Source organism: Sphingomonas sanxanigenens DSM 19645 = NX02, assembly GCF_000512205.2.
Classification (GTDB): domain Bacteria; phylum Pseudomonadota; class Alphaproteobacteria; order Sphingomonadales; family Sphingomonadaceae; genus Sphingomonas_D; species Sphingomonas_D sanxanigenens.
This window is the reverse complement of sequence record NZ_CP006644.1, coordinates 1,586,237-1,606,523: the sequence shown is the minus strand read 5'-3', so window position 1 is coordinate 1,606,523 and position 20,287 is coordinate 1,586,237. Positions and strand designations below refer to the sequence as shown.

At 66.1% G+C, this 20,287-nt stretch carries 17 protein-coding genes; 2 read left to right on the top strand and 15 right to left on the bottom strand.

From position 1 onward, the window contains the following. Window positions 1-97: 97 nt before the first annotated feature. Both NX02_RS07385 and NX02_RS07380 read right to left on the bottom strand, forming a co-directional pair. A complete protein-coding gene (locus NX02_RS07385) occupies window positions 98-769 on the bottom strand; it encodes an SDR family NAD(P)-dependent oxidoreductase (protein ID WP_025291555.1) in 672 nt (223 codons plus the stop codon). Between the two features lie 111 nt (window positions 770-880). Then, entirely contained in the window at window positions 881-1,306 is a 426-nt protein-coding gene (locus NX02_RS07380) for a nuclear transport factor 2 family protein (RefSeq protein WP_039997251.1), read from the bottom strand. A gap of 171 nt (window positions 1,307-1,477) precedes the next feature. On the opposite strand from NX02_RS07380, the gene NX02_RS07375 reads away from it, so the two are divergent. Next, entirely contained in the window at window positions 1,478-2,371 is an 894-nt protein-coding gene (locus NX02_RS07375) for a Coq4 family protein (protein ID WP_025291553.1), read from the top strand. 90 nt (window positions 2,372-2,461) lie between these two features. Here the strand turns inward: NX02_RS07375 and NX02_RS07370 are convergent, their stop codons facing one another. From NX02_RS07370 to NX02_RS07325, 10 genes are all read right to left on the bottom strand, one after another. Further along, window positions 2,462-3,832, bottom strand: a complete 1,371-nt coding sequence (locus tag NX02_RS07370; RefSeq protein ID WP_025291552.1) for an MFS transporter — start codon at window positions 3,830-3,832, stop codon at window positions 2,462-2,464. 11 nt (window positions 3,833-3,843) lie between these two features. Beyond that, complete coding sequence (locus NX02_RS07365) at window positions 3,844-4,701, bottom strand: SDR family NAD(P)-dependent oxidoreductase (RefSeq protein WP_025291551.1); 858 nt, start codon at window positions 4,699-4,701, stop codon at window positions 3,844-3,846. Beyond that, window positions 4,701-5,507 carry an acetoacetate decarboxylase family protein gene (locus NX02_RS07360; protein WP_025291550.1) on the bottom strand — a complete coding sequence of 269 codons (807 nt, stop codon included), beginning with the start codon at window positions 5,505-5,507 and terminating at the stop codon, window positions 4,701-4,703. The genes NX02_RS07365 and NX02_RS07360 overlap by 1 nt, the downstream gene beginning before the upstream one ends. 83 nt (window positions 5,508-5,590) lie before the next feature. Next, entirely contained in the window at window positions 5,591-6,595 is a 1,005-nt protein-coding gene (locus NX02_RS07355; RefSeq protein WP_162232666.1) for a Rieske 2Fe-2S domain-containing protein, read from the bottom strand. A 92-nt stretch (window positions 6,596-6,687) separates the two neighbouring features. Continuing rightward, window positions 6,688-7,623 carry a LysR family transcriptional regulator gene (locus NX02_RS07350; RefSeq protein WP_025291548.1) on the bottom strand — a complete coding sequence of 312 codons (936 nt, stop codon included), beginning with the start codon at window positions 7,621-7,623 and terminating at the stop codon, window positions 6,688-6,690. A 118-nt stretch (window positions 7,624-7,741) separates the two neighbouring features. After that, window positions 7,742-8,935: an amidohydrolase family protein gene (locus NX02_RS07345; protein ID WP_025291547.1), complete on the bottom strand. Its 1,194-nt coding sequence runs from the start codon at window positions 8,933-8,935 to the stop codon at window positions 7,742-7,744. A 113-nt stretch (window positions 8,936-9,048) separates the two neighbouring features. Then, complete coding sequence (locus NX02_RS07340; protein ID WP_039997247.1) at window positions 9,049-10,278, bottom strand: MFS transporter; 1,230 nt, start codon at window positions 10,276-10,278, stop codon at window positions 9,049-9,051. A gap of 29 nt (window positions 10,279-10,307) precedes the next feature. Then, window positions 10,308-12,611 (bottom strand): TonB-dependent receptor, encoded by a 2,304-nt coding sequence (locus tag NX02_RS07335; RefSeq protein ID WP_047099752.1) that lies wholly within the window; start codon window positions 12,609-12,611, stop codon window positions 10,308-10,310. Between the two features lie 296 nt (window positions 12,612-12,907). Continuing rightward, entirely contained in the window at window positions 12,908-14,659 is a 1,752-nt protein-coding gene (locus tag NX02_RS07330; RefSeq protein WP_025291544.1) for an N-acyl-D-amino-acid deacylase family protein, read from the bottom strand. 28 nt (window positions 14,660-14,687) lie between these two features. Beyond that, window positions 14,688-16,439: an N-acyl-D-amino-acid deacylase family protein gene (locus NX02_RS07325; RefSeq protein WP_025291543.1), complete on the bottom strand. Its 1,752-nt coding sequence runs from the start codon at window positions 16,437-16,439 to the stop codon at window positions 14,688-14,690. Window positions 16,440-16,692: 253 nt separating this feature from the next. On the opposite strand from NX02_RS07325, the gene NX02_RS07320 reads away from it, so the two are divergent. Then, window positions 16,693-17,148, top strand: a complete 456-nt coding sequence (locus NX02_RS07320) for a nuclear transport factor 2 family protein (RefSeq protein WP_025291542.1) — start codon at window positions 16,693-16,695, stop codon at window positions 17,146-17,148. On the opposite strand, the gene NX02_RS32275 is transcribed toward NX02_RS07320, so the two are convergent. The 3 genes from NX02_RS32275 to NX02_RS07310 all read right to left on the bottom strand — a co-directional run bounded on the left by NX02_RS32275 (window position 17,100) and on the right by NX02_RS07310 (window position 20,260). Next, on the bottom strand, window positions 17,100-17,276 hold the full coding sequence (locus NX02_RS32275) for a hypothetical protein (RefSeq protein ID WP_158013952.1): 177 nt from the start codon (window positions 17,274-17,276) through the stop codon (window positions 17,100-17,102). The two genes, NX02_RS07320 and NX02_RS32275, sit on opposite strands and share 49 nt — an antisense overlap. Continuing rightward, window positions 17,273-18,511, bottom strand: coding sequence for a threonine ammonia-lyase (locus tag NX02_RS07315; RefSeq protein WP_025291541.1), 1,239 nt, complete (start codon window positions 18,509-18,511; stop codon window positions 17,273-17,275). Before NX02_RS07315 ends, NX02_RS32275 begins: the two co-directional genes overlap by 4 nt. Before the next feature lie 138 nt (window positions 18,512-18,649). After that, window positions 18,650-20,260, bottom strand: a complete 1,611-nt coding sequence (locus NX02_RS07310; protein WP_245648794.1) for an amidohydrolase — start codon at window positions 20,258-20,260, stop codon at window positions 18,650-18,652. Window positions 20,261-20,287: the final 27 nt, after the last annotated feature.

Sequence of the window (20,287 nt, the reverse complement as noted above, 5' to 3'; positions counted from 1 at the left end):
TTTGCGTGTCCCGGCCGCCGTGCCACCCGAGCGACCGCAAGCGCAAGAGCCGATGCCAGCCCTTGCGTGCCATCCTCTGCGCATGTGCAAGTGGGGCTCAGCCCGGCAGCGACAGCGGGATGCTTGCGCCGGTGATCGCGCCCGCCTCGGCGGAGAGCAGGAAGGCGACCGCCCGGGCGACACCGATCGGCTGCACCCAGGCGGAAACATCCGCATCGGGCATGTCGGCGCGGTTGGTGGGGGTGTCGATGATCGTCGGCAGGATCGCGTTGACGCGGATACCGCGCCCGCGCAGTTCCTCCGCCAGGCTCTCGGTCAGCGCGCGCACGCCGGCCTTGGACGCGGCATAGGGCGCCATGCCCATCCCCGGCTGGGCCGCGCCCGCCGCGCCGATATTGACGATCGCGCCGCCGGGTGCCGCAAGATGCGCGAGCGCCGCGCGCGACGAGACCGCCGCGGTGCGCAGGTTCATGCGGTACATCCGGTCCCAATTTTCCAGCGCGCCACCCTCGACCGGCTGCCACACGAAACCGCCGGCGATGTTGACGAGGCCGTCGATGCCGCCGGTCTCGGCCGCCGCCGTCGCATAGGCGGCCTCCACCGCCTGCTCGTCGGCAAGATCGATCCCACCCAGCGCCAGCCGCGCCGCGAAACCATCGGGTGCCGGTGCGATATCCACCGCGACCACCTCCAACCCGCGCGCGCCGAGTTCCGCCACGACCGCACGGCCGAGCGCGCCGAACGCGCCGGTGACGATGATGCTCCCCATGAACCTTCTCTCCCTTTCTGCCCTGCGATTAGCGTGCCGGTCTCCGCCGTGCCAGCGCCAGGCCGCCGCCCCGCGCCCGCATCCGAAACGTCTCGGCGACGATCGTCCCGGTCAGCCCGGCCCGAGTATGCCGGCATCGCCGATATGCATCGACCAGTGCGCGTCGCGCCGCACGATCCGCCAGCCCGACGCGCGCTTTTCCCAGCGATCGACATAGTCGCCATGCGTATCGAAGATGCGCTCGCTGCGGTCCGCCCGCCCCTGATGCCGCGCCTGCACATAGGCACGGCTCGTTGCGCCGGCATCGTCGAAGTCGATCATCACGCTGCCGATCAGGTGCTGCGAGGGTCCGCAGCCGTCGAGATGGCTGCTGAACTGCTCGCGCATCGCGGCGATGCCGGCCTGCTCGCGCCCGTCGCCATAGTCGAACGCGACATCCTCCGCGAACACCTCGCCCACCGCCGCCCAGTCGCGCGCGTCGAGGATGCGGGCGAAGCGCCCGAGCTGATTTGCAATCGCCAGCCTATCCGCTTCCATCACCGCCTCCTGCGTTATCCTGCTGCGCCCGATGATACGCAAAATGCGGCGGACGGCCAGCATCTCGCCGCCATTTCGCTTGCCGTCAACCAATTAAGGAATTAGGTTCCGAAATGGATGCCGGCGGCATACGAGCGACTGCCTGGCGCCCCAGCCATTGGGAGAGAGCGCATGGACAATGAAATCTCGTCGCGGGTCAGCGACGCCGACTTCGCCTATTACAACGGCAGCGGCCAGAAATTCACGACCGAGAGTTCGACGCTGATCAGTTCGTCACCCTATCTCAACCATGGCGAGCTTCGCACGCTGATCGCGCAGGAAATGCTGCGCCGGAACGGGCCGGACCTGCCCAATACGGCCTTCATCCCCAATGTCGTCAAGATCCTGATGGAGCTCGAGAACTGGCCGCGCATCTTCCAGCTGTTCGAGGAAGAAAAAGCGCGGCTGCCGATGTTCAAGCAATGGCTCGACGGCCGCAAGGTCTCGCTGTTCAAGACCGAGGAGCTTGCCGGCGCCGAGCCCGGCACGCTGCGCTCGGTGATCTACGACTTCGTCGTCAACAGCGGCTACAATATGGACCATTTCTTCCAGGGAATGGAGATCAAGACCGACTTCGACTTCTACATGAAAGAGCGGACGCACACCCACGATATCGAGCATATGATCACCGGCTTCGAGACCAACCATGCTGGTGAAGTCGCGCTGCTCGCCGCCAATTCGCGCGCGCTGTACCAATATTTCGTGCCCGAGCTGGCGGCCTTCTTCAACCGCGTCAGTTCCTACCTGAAGGCCAAGACGACGCTGAAGAGCGGCCTCTTCTATCCGGAAGCGTTCAAGGTCGAACTGGACGCCGAAGATATCGGCGCCGCGCAGGGCAGGTCGTGGAAGCACCCGCTGTTCCTGATCCCCTACCGTGACTATCTCGACTGGCAGATCAAGGATCTGCGCGAGGAATTCGGCATCACCAACCCGCCGCCGCCGGGCGAATGGGAATGGACCACCGCCGTCAGCGAAGATCCCCGCTCCGCCAACGACGACCACGCGATGGCCGCGGCCGCGGAGTAAGCAAGCAGGCAGAAGGGGGTATGGGGCCGGTCGCAGGACCGGCCCCTTTTGTTTGCGTGCCGGCGCAACGGCACGTACGTCGCAATTCGCCTATTCCGTGGATGCGCCCATCATCTCCTGGAGCCCGCGCCGATAGGCCGGCATCCCTGCGACAATCAGCAGCACGATCAGCGGCAGCACCACCGCGCCGGTGATCGCGATCGAGTAGCGCAGCGCGCCCTCATCGGCGAACCCGAACTGGGTGATCGCCGCGATCACCGATCCGCCCAACCCCATGCCGACGAGGTTGACGCCGAGCAACGTCAGTGCCGTCACCTGGCCGCGAAGCTGGTTGGGGGTCACATCCTGGATCGCCGCGAGCAGCACGCCCTGCGAAGCCTGTCCGACCAACGTGCCCAGCGCGATGAAGGCCAGCGCAAGTTGTGGTGTCGGCATCAAGGGGCCGATCACCAGCGGCACGCCTTTCAGGATCGTCGCGACCAGCACGATGCGCATATTGGCGTCGGCCTGCCCGCGGCGCACGAGGCGCCCGGCGAACCAGCCGCCGGTCAATGTGCCGATCGTTCCGCACACCAGCATCACCGTTCCGAAATAGAAGCCGACCTCGGCGGTGCTCATCCCATAGGTGCGGATCAGGAAGGTGGGGTACCAGACGCTGGTGCCGATCGCGAGCAGGGCGATCAGCGCGGTCGAACCCAGCAGCATGCCATAGAGTTGCCAGCGCGCGCCCAGATAGACGAATACGGCGGAGAGCGGCATCCGCGTGCCATGCGTCGCGGTCAGTTCGCGGCGCTCGGGTTCGCGGATCGTCATCACCAGCGCAGCGATCAGCAGACCGGGCAGGCCGACGGCGATGAACACCATCTGCCACGGCTGGTGCGCACCCAGGCCGAACATCTCGATGGGGCCGCGCGCGGTGAAATGGTCGAGCAGCGCGGCACCAAGGATCAGCGCGAGACCACTGCCGATCGGATAGCCGATCGCGTAGAAACTGATCGCCAGCGCGCGGCGGCCGCGATCGAAATAGTCGCTGATCAGCGAGTAGGCGGAAGGGCTCAGCGTCGCCTCCCCCACCCCCACGCCGACGCGTGCGGCGAACAGCGCGCCGAAGCTGCGCACCATGCCGCACACCATCGTCATCGCCGACCAGAACAGCACGCCGCCCACCACAAGCCGCGTCCGCTTGAGGCTGGTATCGACGAAACGGCCGATCGGGATTGCCGCCAGGCTGTAGAGGATCGCGAAGGCGAAGCCCTGCAGCAGGCTGATCTCGAAATCGCTCAACTGCAGGTCGCGCTTGATCGGCACCACCAGCAGGGTCAGCACCCGCGCATCGATCGCGCTGAAGCTGTAGGCGAGGAACAAGACGAACACGACATACCAGCGATAGGCGCCGCCCGTGCGCACATCGCTTGCCGGGGCGGCCTGGTCGACGCCCGCCTTTTCCACGATCGAAGCCATCGTCGGCGCCGTCACCAGGCCGATGCCGGATTGGCGCGCGCGAGCAGCGTCTCCGTACGCGAACGGATCATCCTGTCCCCCTCCTCGCTTTCGGGGAGCAGCCAGAATCTGCCGTTCCGCACCCCCTCCAGCGCGAAGCTGGCAACCTCCTCGGGCTCGGTCAACTGCATCTGCAGCCCGGTCGTCTTCAGCAGGTCCTGCATCGTGCGATAGGCGACCGGCTCCTCGGGCTCGGCGCCGGCATAGTCGCGCGGGCGCACGAGCCGCGAAGCCATGATCGCGGTGTTCACCGTGTGCGGCCCCGGAAACAGCACCGCGGCACGCACAGCCCCGCCCTCACGCAGCAATTGCTGGTGGAGCACCTCCGATATGCTCGTCACCGCCGCCTTGGTCGCAGCGTAGATCGGCGTGTTGGGCAGCGACCGCAGCCCGCCGTTGGTGGAGGAGGTGTTGATCACCACCCCCTCCTCGCCCGAGGCCAGCATCCGCGGCACGAACGCCTTGATGCCGTGGACGACACCCATCACGTTGACGTCGATGCCCCAGTGCCAGTCGTTCGCGGGCAGCGACCAGATCGTCTTCTTCGCCTCGCCCAGCCCGACGCCGGCATTGTTGAACAGCAGATGCACCGCGCCGAAACGGTCGAAGACCTGATCGGCGAGAGCCTCAACCGACGCCTCCTTGGTGACGTCCACCGCGATGCCCGTCACCGCTCCGGGCAGTTCGGCGGCCACCGTATCGAGCTTCGCCGCATCGATATCGGCGACCACGACGCGCGCGCCGGCCGCCGCAAGCTGCTCGGCAAGCGCGCGGCCGACCCCGCTGGCGCCCCCGGTGACGACCGCCACCCGCCCCGCGAACGACTCCATCAGGCCGCCTTCTCCGCCGGCTGGGCAAGATCGATGCCGCTATTGGTCGGCTCGTCGTAACGGCCGATCCAGTGCGGGGCGATCCAGTCGCCGGGCACGGTGCGGAGGATCTGCCCGCTGGTCTGCGTCGCACCCTCGACATATTCCATCGCGACCAGCCGGCGCACGGGGATGTCGATAAGCGGATCATAGGGCGATTCCGTCAGCCGGATCTCGCCGGTCATGTCGCGTCGGGTGGTGTAGTTGCGCTTCCAGTTCAGGCGCGTCAGGAACACGTCGCCATCGAACTGGCCGGGCGTGTCGATCGACGGCAGCGCCTTGTAGCAGAACAGATATTCCTCGAACGCGCGCGGCGCGTCATTCTCCCCCCCGATCCGCCCCTCGAGCGCGAAATAGGTGATGCCGTGGCGGCTGCAGGTCGCGCGGACATGGTCGCCCTGACGCTCGAAGCTGGTCTCGGCGACCTTCTTGGGCTCCCCGAAGCGCTCGCGGCCTGAGGTGACGACGGTCTCGCCCTCCATCGCCATGTGGAAACAATAGGCGCCGGGCGTGCCCTCGTAGGTGCAGTTGATGCCCATCGTCAGCGCGCCGATCTCGACGGTGCGGTCGTCGGCGACATGCATCGCGACATGCGCGATCTGCAGCCAGACCTCGGGCCGCTCGATTCCGACCAGCGGCTGCGGCAGCAATGCCCGCGCCACCGCCTCATCGGTCTCGTAGATCGCGCGGACGCTGCGCACGGTGTTGCGCAGCGCGCCCGCCGAGCGCGTCGCAGCAGGCCCCTGAAGATAACGAAGTCGGCTCATATCCTCTCTCCTCGTCTTTGCGGGCACGATCGGCCGTTCGCGGAAGGCGTTTCTTCCGCGTCCGAACGCCGGCCCTGTTCGTGTCACGCCGCGGCGACGCTGCCGGGCGTGTCCGCATCCGCGTAGAATTGCTCGAAATAGCGGCGGAACCGCAGGATCGGCCCGTCGCCGTCGCACAGCAGAGGCCGCTTCCGGTGAATCTTGTGGTGCCAGATCGGAATGTCGCCCGCGACGCCGGTCTGGCCACAGGTGTTGGCGATCGCCGCGTCGATCGCGCGCGCTTCGAAACTGTCGGGCTCCACCTCGGGATGGGTGAAGCAGAAGCGCAGTTCCACCGCGTCCGCCTCCACCGGCGTCGCCAGCACCATCAGCGACAAGGTGACGACACCGGTGAGCTGGGTGAATTTCTGCCCCGCGCCGTTCTGGATCGTCGTGACGCTCGAAGGAATGACCTTCGTCGTGCCGTCCGGCAGCTTCACGGCGCGTTCGCCGGCGGCGTGGCTGTGGCGGATATGGCCATCATAGCTGGTCGTGCCCTCGGGCACCGCGTCCATCTTGTGGACAAACTCGAAATGGGCGACGTCGACGCCATTCTCGGCGATTTCCTGCGGGTTGCTCGCGAACCGCCAGTCGAAGCGGCGCGGCTTCGCCCAGCCGGGCTGGGTGAATTCGTCATGTACGATCACGCCATACTGCGGGGCCGAACCCAGCGGATGATACCACGTCCAGACCACGCCATTGGCCTCGCGGATCGGATAGGGCCGCGCGATCGGCTCACGCTTCGCGATCGGCGGAAAGGCCTTGGCATAAGGGATGTCGCTGCAGAAGCCGTCGGGCTTGAATGCCCAGGCGTGGAACGGGCAGCGGATGCTCTCGCCATCCACGGTTCCGCCATGGCCGAGATGCGCGCCCAGATGCGGGCAATAGGCGTCGAGCAGCCCGGGCGCGCCGGCTTCGTTGCGGAACAGCACCAGATCGCGGCCGAAATAATGGAGCGGCTTCACCTCACCGACCGCGAGTTCGTCGGAATAGCCGACGAAGAACCAGCCGAAGGGAATGCCCATCGGAAAACGCTCGACCTGCGGCAACCTCGCCTCCTTACGCTGGGGCCGTCTGCTGCGGCCGTCCTGGGAAGCTTAGACCGCGCTCCGGAAAGAGAAAGCCCATCGCGGCAAACGCATCATGCCTGCTCGTGGACAATCCCGTGCGGATAGTTTGTGGGGGACATGCGCGGCCAATCCCATGGGCGGATCTTCTGCTTGGTGAAGCGTGCGGCGAGGAAATCGATGAAGGATCGCGTCGCCGCCGGCATGATCCCCGGCGAGAACACGACCCAAACTTCCTTGTCGTGAAAGCTCCATTCGGCATCGCAGGCGAGGATGTTGCCGCCTGCCAGATCGGCGCGGATCACGCTGACCGGAAGATGCGCCAGCCCAAGCCCGCGCCGCGCCGCCCAGCGCAGCGCGACGCCGCTGTTGCTCTTCCACCGCCCCTTCAGCCGTACGCGATCGCCGCCGTTGAACTCGAACGCACCGGTCGCGTCGGTCAGGCACTGGTGCTGCGAGACCTCCTCCGCCGAGGACGGCCAGCCATGCTCGCGGACATAGTCGGGCGAGGCGCACAGGCAGTAGGAAAGATAGCCGAACAGCCGCGCCTTGGCAGCCGAATCGGGCAGCCGGCCATAGCGGATGACGACGTCGAACCGCTCCTGCTGCACATCCGATTCGTGGAGATAGGCGACCGGCTCGATGACGATATCGGGATGCAGCGCGCTGAAATCGGCGAGCAGCGCGGACATATAGTCGGTGCCGAAGATGTCGCTGAGCCCGATCCGCAACCGCCCGACCGGCGCCGACTGGAACTGGGTGACGCGCTGCTCGATCTCGACGAGCCGTTCCTGCAGCGCATGGCATTGTTCGTGGAAGATCTCGCCGGCCGCGGTCAGCGACAGGCGGCGGGTGGTGCGGATCAGCAATTGCGTGCCCAGCCGCGCCTCCAGTTCGTTCACCGTCTTGCTGACGAACGATTTGGAAACGCCCAGTTCCTCGGCCGCGCCCGTGAAGCTCCCTGCGGAGACCACCGCCAGAAACTCCTCGACTCCGCGCCAAGCCGACATCTCAGCCACCCTTCTGATCGTATCCGGCATGAGCCTATCGGTGCCCCCGCGAATTGGCAAAGCCCGCCCTTCGATCGAAGGGCGGGCTTCGTGCGTGTCGGTCGAGAACGGGCGCCGCCTATTCGGCCGCCTGTTTGTAGAAATGCGACTTGGCCGGGCCGATCCGCGCGGCGATCTCCGCCAGCGCGTCGTGGTCGACATCATAAACGTCCAGCGCATTGCCCCCCAGCATCTTCTGGATGTCCGCCTCCGGCAGCCCGCCCAGGCTCAGCACCATCTTCTCCAATGTCGAGGGCCATGTGCCTTCGGGGTGCGGATAGTCGGTGCCCCACAGGATGCGGTCGATACCGATCTGGTAATAGCTCTCGGTGGTCTCCTCGTCGGGCAATGCCGAGCAGCCGACCCACACGTTGCGCGCGAAATAGTCGCTCGGCTTCATCGTCATGTTCGCGTTGTAGTCGCCCAGCTTGCCGCTGGTGTGCTTGGCGGAGGCACGGATGTCCATCAACTGCATGACCCACGGAAACCAGAACTCGCCGCCAGCCTCGGTGAACAGCACCTTGAGCTGCGGATATTCCTCGAACACGCCGCCGAAGGTCATCGACCACAGCGGCCGCGTCATCCAGAAGGCGAACTCGCACAGATAGGTGCCGATCCAGCCCGGCTGGGTCGTGTCGTAAGCGGGCGCGCCGCCCGAATGAAAATGCAGCGGCATCTTCGTCTGCTGCAGCAGATCCCACACCGGATAATATTTGGTGTGGTTGTACATGTCGTAGCCATCGGTGATCGACGGGAAGAACACACCTTTCAGGCCATGTTCGTGCGCCCAGCGGATTTCCTTCAAGGTCTCGTCGAGGTCGTAGAGCGCGGGGATGACGGCGAGGCCGATCCGCCGCGCGGGGTCCTCGATGCAGAACTCGGCGAGCCAGCGATTGTGTGCGCGGGCGCCCGCCCACTGCAGTTCGGGCCTGGTGCCGAAAGGCTTGAGGCCGATGTCGGCGCCGAAAGGCGGCGCATTGCGTTCGGTTATGCCGTCCGGAAACAGCACCTCGGCGGCGACGCCATCCTGGTCGAGCACGCGGTTGCGGATCGTGCCGTCCCATGCGCCTTCCAGCCCGTCGCCCACGCGCGCGCGCCACTTGGTGTTGAAGTCGTCGATCAGGAAGCGCTTCTCATGCTCCTCGCGCATCCTGATCTCGCGCTCGATCGCCTCATCGAACGCCGCATGATATTGGCTCTCCAGATAGGTGCGATAGCGCTCCGGCGGCAGGCCGACATGGCCGTCCGACGAGATCACGAGATATCTGTCCACAATCACTCTCCCAGCGGATTCTCTCGATGGGCGGCATCGCGGCCGCCGGATGATCTGGTTATGTGGCGCGCTCGCGCCGGCACAAGGCGCAGGCCGTGGACGCATTATCGCCCTCAGGAAACATTCGCCCGCACGGCCGAAATCGCCGGATTTCTGAGGCTGTAGACGGTGATCGCGACCAGCGCCGCGCCCGCCAGCACGAAGGGCGCGGGCGACCACCATTCATACAGCAGCACCGCGATGATCGGCGGCGCCACGATCGAGGCGCCGGCGATCGACGAGACGGTGCCGGCCACCCGCGCTTGGTGCGTCGGCCCCGCCGCCAGCGATGCGCCGGCGGCGAAGCCCGGTCGGCCCAGCCCATAGCCGAAGCTGGCGATGGCGAAACCGGCGGCGAGGCTGGCATAGTCGCTGCCCGCCATCATCAGCAGATTGCCCGCCGCCGCCAGCGCTCCGCCCCATTGCGTCATCGCGGTCGGCGTCAGCCGCAGCCAGCCGACCACCGCCCATTGCGCGACCAGGCTGGCGAGCGCGCCACCGACCATCGCGAGGCCCACCGCCTTCTGTGCGGCGATCGGGCCGCCGCCCAGCCGGTCGATCACCACGAAGCCCAAAGTATAGAGGTTCATCGCCTGCGCCGAGGCGAGAATGATGCCGAACCGGAAGAAGGGCGCGACCTGCGCGTCGCGCCACATCCGCGGCGCCGCGGCGTCTCCGCCTTTCGCGCGGGCCGCCGGTTTCCGCACTTCGGACGGGATCGTCCACGCGCTCATCGCCAGCACGACGAGTCCGGCAGCGCCGAACAGGAACATCGGCATCGCCAGCGCGAGCGGCGGCAGGATCAGGAAGGGCGCCAGCGCCGGGCCGACGATCGTTCCCAGGCTGAGCGCCCCCGCCTGCCCGGTCAGCGCCCGCACCCGGCTGAACCCCGCGGTACGATCGGCGACATAGGCCTGCGCCGCAGTCGCAGACGCGGACCCGAACAGGCCGTAGCTGGCGCGCACGATGAAGAAGCAGGCGAATGTCACGGCTGGGGCAAGCAGGCCCTGGAGCCCGGCGAATATCGCCAGCCCGCACCCCGCCATCGATCCGGCGAAGCCGACAAGCCCCAGCAGGATCAGCGGCTTGCGCCCGCGCCGGTCGGCGATACCCGCCCACCAGGGCGACGCCATCGCCCAGACCAGCGCGGAAAGCGAGAAGATGCTCGCCACCAATGCATCGGTGATGCCGATCACCCGGCCGATCGCCGGCATGATCGAGATCAGCCCGGTGTTGCCGATCGCGGTGACGAAGGTGATCGCCAGCAGGCACAGATAGGCGTTGCGATCGAGCGTCGGTCGCATCGCCCGCCCCGTCTGCGCGCCTGAACCGCTCAGAACCGGATCCGCGCCTCGGCGCCGAAGCTGCGTGGATCGCCCCATTGCCGCACGGTGAAGGTGGAAAGATTGATGCCGCTGATCCAATATTTCTCGTCGGCCAGGTTGCGCCCCCACACCGCGAGTTCGAGCGTGCTGCCGCGGCCGAGTTCGATGTCGGTCAGCGCGATGCGGCCGTCGAGCAGGCCATAGGCCTTGCGCTTCGACAGCGGATCGGCGGTGATCGTCGCCCATTGCGAACTGCGCCAGCTATAGTTGAGGTTGGTCTCCAACGTCGCGAAGCCCAGCGGCAGGCGGTGCAGCGCGCCGATCAGATAGTTGTATTTGGGCGAGAGCGGGATGGTGTAGCTGTCGGTTACGTCCGTACCGTTGGGCAGCACGAAATCGGTATAGCGCGCGTCGACATAGCCGAAGCCGAAATTGACCGTCAGCGCGTCGAACGGCCGCACCGCGCCCTCCACCTCGACACCGGTGAACTTGGCCTCGCCGGCGTTGATGATGTTGGTGGTCACCAGTTCGGGCACGAACACGCCCGCCTGGAAATCCTTGTAGATCGAATGATAGACTGAGAGGTTGAGCGACACCCGGCGATCGAAGGCGGTCATCTTGGTGCCGAGTTCGAACGACAGCAGGTCTTCGGGATCGTAGGGTGTCAGGAAGGCGGCGTTGGTCGCGGCGGTGTCGTTGATGCCGCCGCTCTTGAAGCCGGTCGCGACGCGCCCGTAGAACGACCAGTCCGGCCGCAGCTTGTAGACGATGTTGAACTCGGGATTGAACTGCGACCAGCTATCCTCGTTCTCCAGCGGGATGAGGTCGCTGGGGCCGATCCCGCCCGCGCCCGGCCGCGCGCCGGCCGCGGGCTGGCCGCTGCGGGTGATCGGCGTGCCGTCGGGCCCGCGCTGGAACACACCCGAGGTCGCCCCGCGCGGATTGGCGGCATAGTTGGTGTTGGACAGCAGCAGTTCGCGCGCACGCTTTTCCTCGCGCGTCCAGCGCCCGCCGACGGTGACGTCCAGCTTCCCGTCGGCAAAGGCCGGCGTCCAGGTGAGCTGGCCATAGGCCGCATAGGATTTCGATTCGCCGCCGCGCTCGCTCAGATCGAAACGGTCGCCGCCGAACTGGAAGTTCCAGCGCGGATTGAAAACGTCATAATTGTCGTCGAGATAGAACCCACCCAAGGTGAAGCGGAATTGCGACCCCGTGCCGATGATCTGCACTTCCTGGGTAAACTGCTCATAATCATTCTGCAGGATGATACGCAGCAGGTCGTTGGGCGTACCGTCGAAGTCGCTGGCGGAATAGCTGTGCATCGTCCGTCGCGCCGTGATCGACTTGAACAGCAGATCGCCCAGCGGGCTCTCCCCGGCATCGAACTGCAAGGTCAGCGCATGGCCGTTGACGCGGAAGTTGCTGGCGAGCGCGCTCTGCGCGGAGATGCCGTCGTCGGGCCGGCTGGGGTAGATATAGGGCGCGATCAGCGGACTGGTCGCGGGCACCGAGCCGCCGGCGCTGATCGCCAGGATCGCGGGCAGCCCCTTACTGTCGGTGATGTCATAGGCATAGGCGGCGCTGAAATTGGGTGACGGTTCCCAGACGAGATCGGCGCGCGCGGCGACCATCTCTTCCTTGCCGAAATGGGTGTCGTTGAAGGTGTTGCGGAAATAGCCGCGGTTCTGCCGCGCCGCCACCGCGACCTTCGCCTTGAAATCGCCGATCGCGGGCAGGTCCACCGTCAACCGCTGGGTGAAGCGGCCGAACTCGCCCGCGCCCAGCACCAGCGATCCGCCGAAGTCCCCGGTCGGTGCGCGCGTGATCAGATTGACCGCGCCGCCGATCGTGTTCTTGCCATAGAGCGTGCCCTGCGGCCCGCGCAGCACCTCGACCCGCTGGAGATCGACCGTATCGAACGCCGCGCCGGTCGATTTGCCGATCGGCACGCCATCGATGTAGAGCCCCACCGGCTGGTCGCGCGCGAGGCTGGTGTCGGCCGAGGGTGCAAGACCGCGAATGGAAATGAGCGGCCCGAAATTGTTGCCGACCGTCTGGTTAATCTGGATGTTGGGCACGATCGCGGCGATGTTCGCGACCGAGGTCACCTCCGCCCGCTCCAGCGCCGGTGCGCTGACCGCGCTGACCGCGATCGGCACATCGACCAGCCGCTCCTCGCGCCGCTGCGCGGTGACGATGATGTCTTCGGCGCCGGCGCTGCTGCCGCTGGTCGGCGCGCTATCCTGCGCCTGGGCGGGGGTTGCCGCGATGGCGATCCCCAACGCCAATACGCCTGCACTGTGCTGGATCATGGTCTGCAATGTTCTTCCCCTCCTGGATGGAAGGAATGCCCCTTCCTTTCCGGCGCCGCTGTCGCGGTCTGATCCCGACACTAGCGGGGAGACCGGCGGCGATAAGGGTTTCTGCGTGTCCAGTGTGTTGACCGCAACGCGTGACATGCGCGGCGATGGGGAGAGGCGGCGACGCGTTTCAAGACTGCCGGTGGGGCGCGGGCCGAGGACGCGTAGCGCCCCGCTACCCCAGTCCGAAAAAAGCAAAAGGCAGGGCGGCTCTCGCCGCCCTGCCCCGCAGTCTCCCGTAAGCGGGCTTATTCGGCCGCTTCCTCCAGCTGCCGCGTCTCGACCGGCGCCGCGGTGGGTGCCAGATATTCGCCCGGCTTGTTGCCGGTATAGGCGCCGTCCGCGAAGGTCTTCACGCCGTTGACCAAGGTCAGCCGCATCGGCGCGGCCTGGCGGGTGAAGCGCCAGGTGGTGCCGCCCTCGCCGTCCGGCACGTCATAGGCCTTTTCCATCGCCCGATAGCGGATCTCGCTGAGGTCGAAGACCACCACGTCGGCACGGCGGCCTTCCTTGATCTCGCCGGTTTCGTGCAGGCCGAAGAAATTGGCCAGCTTGCCGGTCTTGATGTGGATCGCCTGCTCCAGGCTCAGCAGCCCATCCTTCACATATTTGGTGAACAGCAGGATATTCTCGCCGCCGCCGCACAGCATCTGCAGATGCGCGCCCGCATCGGAGATGTTGCCGACCGACTTTGGGTCCATCATCAGCTTGAGCGTCAGCTCCTCATCCTTGGGGAAGGGCGCCATGTGCACGGTCGAGCGCGTGCCGTTCTCGATGATCCACTGCGCCATCGCGTCCGACCGGTGCAGCCCGCGGCTTTCGGCGAATTCCTTGAGCGTGCCGCCGACGGGCCCCGCCCCATTCTCCGAATCCAGCAGGTAGAGATCCTGCGGGTTGTTCATCGGCGAATGCGGCCAGGCCTTGGTGTCCCAGCTTTCGCGCGCGCGCGCGCGCCAGTCCGGATCGGCGAGCAGCCGCGCCTTTTCCTCATGCGTTTCGGCCAGCACCACCTCGTGCCAGATATAGTCGTTGGACTGCGCGAAGATCAGCGACTTGATCAGGCTGAGCGTGCTGGTGGGCGAGACATGCGCATAGCCCGGCCAGATGTCGGCGCCTTCCGCCTTGAGGCGCGTCAGCGTTTCGGTCAGCGCCGGCAGGATATCCTTCTGGAACTCCAGCGTCGGCACCGCGCCCGCGATCTGCATGCGGATGCCGCGGCCCTTGGTCAGCCGCCCCAGCCGTTCGAGGCTGGCGGGCCCGGTCTTCCGCATGAAGGTGTCGATGATGCACTGGTAGGTGGTGCCCGGATAGCGCTCCATCACCGCGAACAGCGCCTCGAACTCGGCATCGTCCGCAATCAAGGTCGGGATGGCGCGGTCGTCGCCGTCATGGTCGTGGAGATTGTCGGACATGCCCAGCGCGCCGGCGGCCAGCGCATCCTCCAGCAGTTCGGCCATCCGCGCGATTTCCTGGGGCGTCGCCGCCCGCTCCCACGCCTCGACGCCCATCGCCGCGAGGCGCAGCGCGATATGGCCGACGAATGCCGAATAATTGGCGGGCACCTTGATGTTGCGCGCCATCGACTGGCGATACTCGGACCACGTCTCCCAGTCCCACGGCACATGCTCGAGGAACGGCTTCAGCGGGATATCCTCGAAGAAGCTGAAGATCTTGATCATCTCCAGCTGCGCCGCCTTGTCCTTCGAAAGCGGTGCCGCGGTGAAGCCGCAATTGCCCAGGATCACCGTGGTCGCGCCGTTGCCGGGCAGCGGATCGAGGTCGGGCTGCCACCACATCGTCGCGTCGTAGTGGGTGTGGCTCTCGATGAAGCCGGGGGTGACATAGCATCCCGCCGCATCGAACACCTCCTCGCCCGCCGCCGGCTGCAGGCCGCTGCCGATCTCGACGATGCGGTCGCCGGCGATGCGGACGTCGGCATCATAGGCAGCCGATCCGGTGCCGTCGATGACGCGGCCTCCGCGAATGAGCATATCCGTCATAATCACTCTCCGTTTCTGTTGTGTCCGGTCATTCCGCCGCGATGGCGGTCGGCTGGCTGTCGTTGGCGGGTTCCAGGAAGGCACCGGGCTTGGCGCCGGTATAGGCACCGTCGCGGAAGATCGGCTCGCCGTTGACCATCGTCAGCTTCATCGGCGCTGCCTTGCGCGTGTAGCGCCAGGTGATGCCGCCCTTGCCGTCGGTGACGTCGTAGACCTTCTCCATGTCGTGCTGCTCGATCTCGTCGAAATCGAACACGACGATGTCCGCGCGCTTGCCCGGCTTGATCTCGCCGATGTCGGTCAGGTGGAAATGGCCCGCGAGCTTGCCGGTCATCGAATGCACCGCCTCCTCGAGGCTGATCGCCTTTTGATCGCGGACATATTTGGTGAGGTAGACGAGGTTCTCGCCGCCGCCGCACAGCATCTGCAGGTGCGCGCCCGCATCGGTGATGTTGCCCACCGTCCTCGGGTCGCGGATCATGTCGACGACCACCTCGTCGTCCATGTCGAACGGTGCCATGCGCACCGTGGAGAGCACGCCATTCTTCAGCAGCCATTCGGCCATCGCGTCGGAACGGTGCAGGCCCAGTTCCTCGGCATAATCCTGCAAGGTGCAGAACGGCCCTTCGCCATTGTCGGAGCCGAGCTTGGTCAGCAGCAGCATCTTGGGGTTGTTCATCGGCGACTGCGGATAGCATTGCGTATCCCAGCTCTCGCGCGCCCGCGCCCGCCAAGCGGGATCGCGCAACAGCGCTTCCTTGGCCTCGGCGCCGTCGGCCTTCACCACCTCGTGCCAGACATAATCGTTGGATTGGGCGAAGATCAGCGACTTGTAGAGGCTGAGCTGGCCGGTCAGCGGCACATGCGCATAGCCCGGCCACACATCGATGCCGTCGGCGCGCATCTGCTCGACCCGGTCGCGCATCGGCTGCAACAGATATTTCTGGTAGGCGACGGTCGGGATCGCGCCGGTGAGCTGGGTGCGCACGTTGCGGCCCTTGAGCAGCTTCGCCATCCGGTCGGTCTGTGCCGGGCCGGTATCACGCATCAGCGCCACGTCGATGATGCACTGGAAGGTGGTGGCGGGATAGCGTTCCAGCACGTCGAACAGCGCCTCGAACTCGGCATCGTCCGCCACCAGCGTCGGGATCGGCCGGTTGTCGCCATCATGGTCGAGCAGGTTGGTCGACAGGCCGAGCGCGCCATTCGCAAGCGCATTGTCCAGCATCGCCGCCATCACCTGCCGCTCCTCGGCGGTCGCCGGCCGCTCCCAGGCTTCGAGACCCAGCGCCGCCATGCGGATCGCGATGTGGCCGACGAAGGCGGCGTTGTTGAGCGGCAGCTTCACCCGCTGCTTGACCGACGCCTTGTATTCGGACCAGGTGCGCCAATCCCACGGCACATGCTTGAGGAACGGCTCCAGCGGGATATCCTCGAAGAAGCTGAAGATCTTGACCATCTCCAGCTGCGCATCCCTGTCGTCGGACATCGGCGCGGCGGTGAAGCCGCAATTGCCGGTGATCACGGTGGTGGCGCCGACGCCGGGCAGCGGATCGAGATCGGGCTGCCACCACATCGTCGCATCATAATGGGTATGCCCCTCGATGAAGCCGGGCGAGACGATGCAGCCGCTGGCGTCGAAAATTTCGTCGCCCGCCTGCGCGGCCAGATCCTCGCCCACCTCGGCAATCCATCCATCGACCACGCGCACATCGCCCGCCCGGCGATCCGCACCCGTTCCGTCGATGATGGTACCGCCCTTGATTAACATGGCTGCCATTGCTCTCTCCTGTGATCCTGCTGCCGGCACGGGCCGACTTGCGCGGCCCGGCATGCGCTTCGCCGATCCCACCGCCCGTTTTCCGATCGCGATCAGGCTATCCCCCGGCTGGACAAGCGGCAAGAAAGCGGCCCATGATGCGCAGCCAATGGGATCATCTGGCGACGCAGAATCACATATCAGGTGAACCCGATCCGCCGCAACGGCAAGCAATGCCGCCAAACACTACGCAATCAGAACGGGAGAGAATCGAATGTCGTCGGCCGACCTGATCGAGAAGGATGCGATTGCCCAAGTCTATGTGCGCTACTGCGAGATCGTCGATTCCAAGGATTTCGACCGCATGGACGAGGTGTTCACCGAGGATGCCGTGGGCGATTACACGCAGGCGCTGGGGCCGGGCGTGATCAGCCCCAACCGGGCCAGCCTGATCGCCTCGATGCACGCCAATCTCGGCCCGCAATCGAGCTGCGGCGCGACGCACCACAATGTGCTCAACTTCCGCATCCGCACCGACGGCGACAGCGCGACGGCAAGAGTCCATTACTACGCCGTCCACCGCGGCCGCGGCGCGCATGAAGGCGCGCTCTATTCGATGTGGGGCCAATATGCCGACGATCTGGTGCGGACGGACGCCGGATGGCGCGTCGCGCGGCGGGTCTACACGGTGGCGCTGACGGAGGGACCGTCGGCGGTGGTGGCGGGCTGAACGGCGGTCGTCGCCGCCGGCCCGCTCTTCCTGGTGCCGTCGTCCGCATCCTTGCCGCCCGACAGGGTCAACAGCAGGATCAAGGCGAGCAGTGCCAGCATCGTTATCGCGGCGGCACGCGTCATCATGCGACGGCGCTCATCGGATATGGGGTGTGCGTCTCGACGAGGCTGGCGCGGAACCCCTCTCCGTTCAGCACGCGCAGGATCCGTCCGCCGCGCGCGCGATCGGGCAGTTCGACCGTGAAGATCATGCTGGCGGACTGAGCGGAGCCGTCCTCGAACACGCGATCATGGTCGACCTCCAATATGGTGCCGCCCAGCTGCCCGATCCGCGTCGCGACGGTGCCCAGAAAGCCCGCATTGTCGGGCGTGACGACGCGGAAGCGGACGAGCTGGCCGGCGCGGACGAGGTGGCGCTGGAGCATCGCGGTCAGCAGCCGCACATCGATATTGCCGCCACCCAGGATCAGCCCGACGCGCCGGCCGCGGAAACGCGCCGGATCGGTCAGCAGCGCGGCGAGCGGCGCGGCACCGGCGCCCTCGCACAGGGTCTTCTCGATCTGGAGCAGCAGCGCCACCGCCTCCTCGATCTGCGCCTCGCGCACGACGACGATGCCGTCGACCCGTTCGCGCGCGACGAGCCGGGTCAGGTGCCCGGGCTCGGTAACGGCGATGCCCTCGGCGATCGTGGCGCCGCCGGGCACCGGGCCGTCATGCCGCCCCATCGCCCGTGCCATCGAGGGATAGAGTTCGGTCTCGACGCCCACCACCTGCGTCGCCGGCGCCTCGCTCTTGAAAGCCGTTGCGACGCCGCCGATGAGCCCGCCGCCGCCGACCGCGGCCACAACCATGTCGAGCGGCGGCCCCTGCTCGATCATCTCCAGCGCGACCGTCCCCTGCCCCGCCATCACATCGGGATCGTCGAACGGGTGGATGAAGGTCAGCCCACGCGCGACGAAGCGCGCCACCTCCGCGCTCGCCTCGTCGAAGCTGCGGCCGATCAGTTCGACGCGCGCGCCGAAGCTCTCGGTGCGCGAGACCTTCACCGTCGGCGTGGTGGAGGGCATGATGATGGTCGCCGGGATGCCGAGGCGACGGGCGTGAAGCGCAACGCCCTGCGCATGATTTCCAGCGGACACCGCGACCACGCCATGGGTGCGGGCATGATCGTCGAGCGTCAGCAATTTGTTGAGCGCGCCGCGTTCCTTGAACGATCCGGTGAACTGGAGGTTTTCGAACTTCAGCCAGATTTCGGCACCGACCAGTTCGGACAAGGTGTGCGAGAGCAGAAACGGAGTCCGCGCAATCGCATCGCCAAGCCGCACGCGCGCCCGACGGACATCGGAGATCGATACGCTCATCGGATTGCTGCTCCAGCCAGTCTCCCCTCCGCTTCAGGAAGCGATCGGGGGTGGGGGCCGTCCGACAAAGGACGGAGCCAGTGATCAATTCCCCCCACCCCAGCCCGTTCCCTGAAGGGGATGGGCTGGATCATCGCATCAGTTCGGCTTGACGATCGTCGGCCAGGTCACGCCGATCTGCTCGAGATAGGTCTTGTACTTCTTCGGATTATAATAAAGCGGCCGCATGCGTTCGCGAAATTCTCCCATGATATCGCCGTTCATCTCGATATAGGGCTTTTCGTTGGTCAGGATCGGCTGATACTTCACGTCCTTGGTCTGCACGTCGGTATAATAGGCCTTGGCCTCCGCCAGCAGCCTGGGCGTCGTCATCAGATCGAGGATCGTCATCGCCATCGCCTTCGATCCCGCCACGGCGCCCTTGTGCGCGATCGGCGTCGCCATCGCGATCGCGTTGGACCAGTTGTGACCGGGCAATTCGGGGATGTTCGAAGGGAAGCGGATCGTGATCGTCGGCTTGGTCCAGGAAACGTCGCCGATATCGTCGGAGCCGCCGCTCTTGGGCTCCGGATCGGGCGGGGTCAACGGCTTCAGTTCGGTGTCGAGCCCGGTTTCCTTGCCGCCGACCAGCTTCTGCACCGCCTTGGCGAAGGTCTGTTCCTCGGGCGTCCAGGTCGGCAGGCCGATGCGCTTGATATTCTCATAAGCCGCCTCCGCCATCGGCTTGTTCATATGCTGCGGCGCCGCGGTGCCGATGATGCGGCTGGTGACGGTCGTATCCGTCATCATCGCCGCGGCTTGCGCGATCTTGCTGCCGATCTCGTAGTTCTTGCGGATATTCTCGAAGGTCTGCTCGCGGAAATAATACCAGACGGTTGCGACCGAAGGCACGACGTTGGGGAAATCGCCGCCGTCCTTGATGACATAGTGCGAGCGCTGTTCAGGGCGCAGATGCTCGCGGCGAAAGTTCCAGCCCGCATCCATCAGCTCGACCGCGTCGAGCGCGCTGCGCCCGCGCCATGGCGCACCGGCGCTGTGCGCGGACTCGCCGTTGAAGGTGTAGAGCACGGAAACGCCGCCGGTGCCGCTCGGCTGGCCATAGCTGGTCTGCAGGTTGGAGCCGACATGGGTGAACAACACCGCATCGACATTGGCGAAGACGCCGTCACGCACGAAAAACGCCTTGGCAGCGACGGGCTCCTCCGCCACGCCCGGCCACAGCATCAATGTGCCGGCGATCTTCTCGCGCGTCATGATCTCCTTGACCGCGAGTGCGGCGGCGACATTCACCGCCTGCCCCGAATTATGCCCCTCGCCATGCCCGGGGGCGCCGGGCACCATCGGCTCGCGCCATGCGATGCCGGGCTTCTGGTTGGCCTTGGGGATGCCGTCGATGTCTGAACCGACCGCGATCGTCGGGCCGCCGGTGCCGTTGCTCCATACCGCCGTCCACGCCGTCGGCATGCCGGCGACGCCGCGGGTGACCTTGAAGCCGTTCTTCTCGAGGATCTCGGTGACGTAGCGGGAGGTCTCCACCTCCTGCATCGCCAGTTCGCCGAAGCTGAAGATCGAATCCACCATCTCCTGGATCAGCTTGGCCTTGCCGTCGACGCGTGCGGCGGCATCGATCTTGAGCGCGGCGAGCTTCTCCGGCGTGATTTCCTGCGCATGAACCGGCGCCACCGATACGAGAGCCAGCGCGGTCAAGGCCACGCCGGCGGCGCGGCAGAAACGAAACGACGTCATCATGGATACTCCCCCGGGGAACACGACATA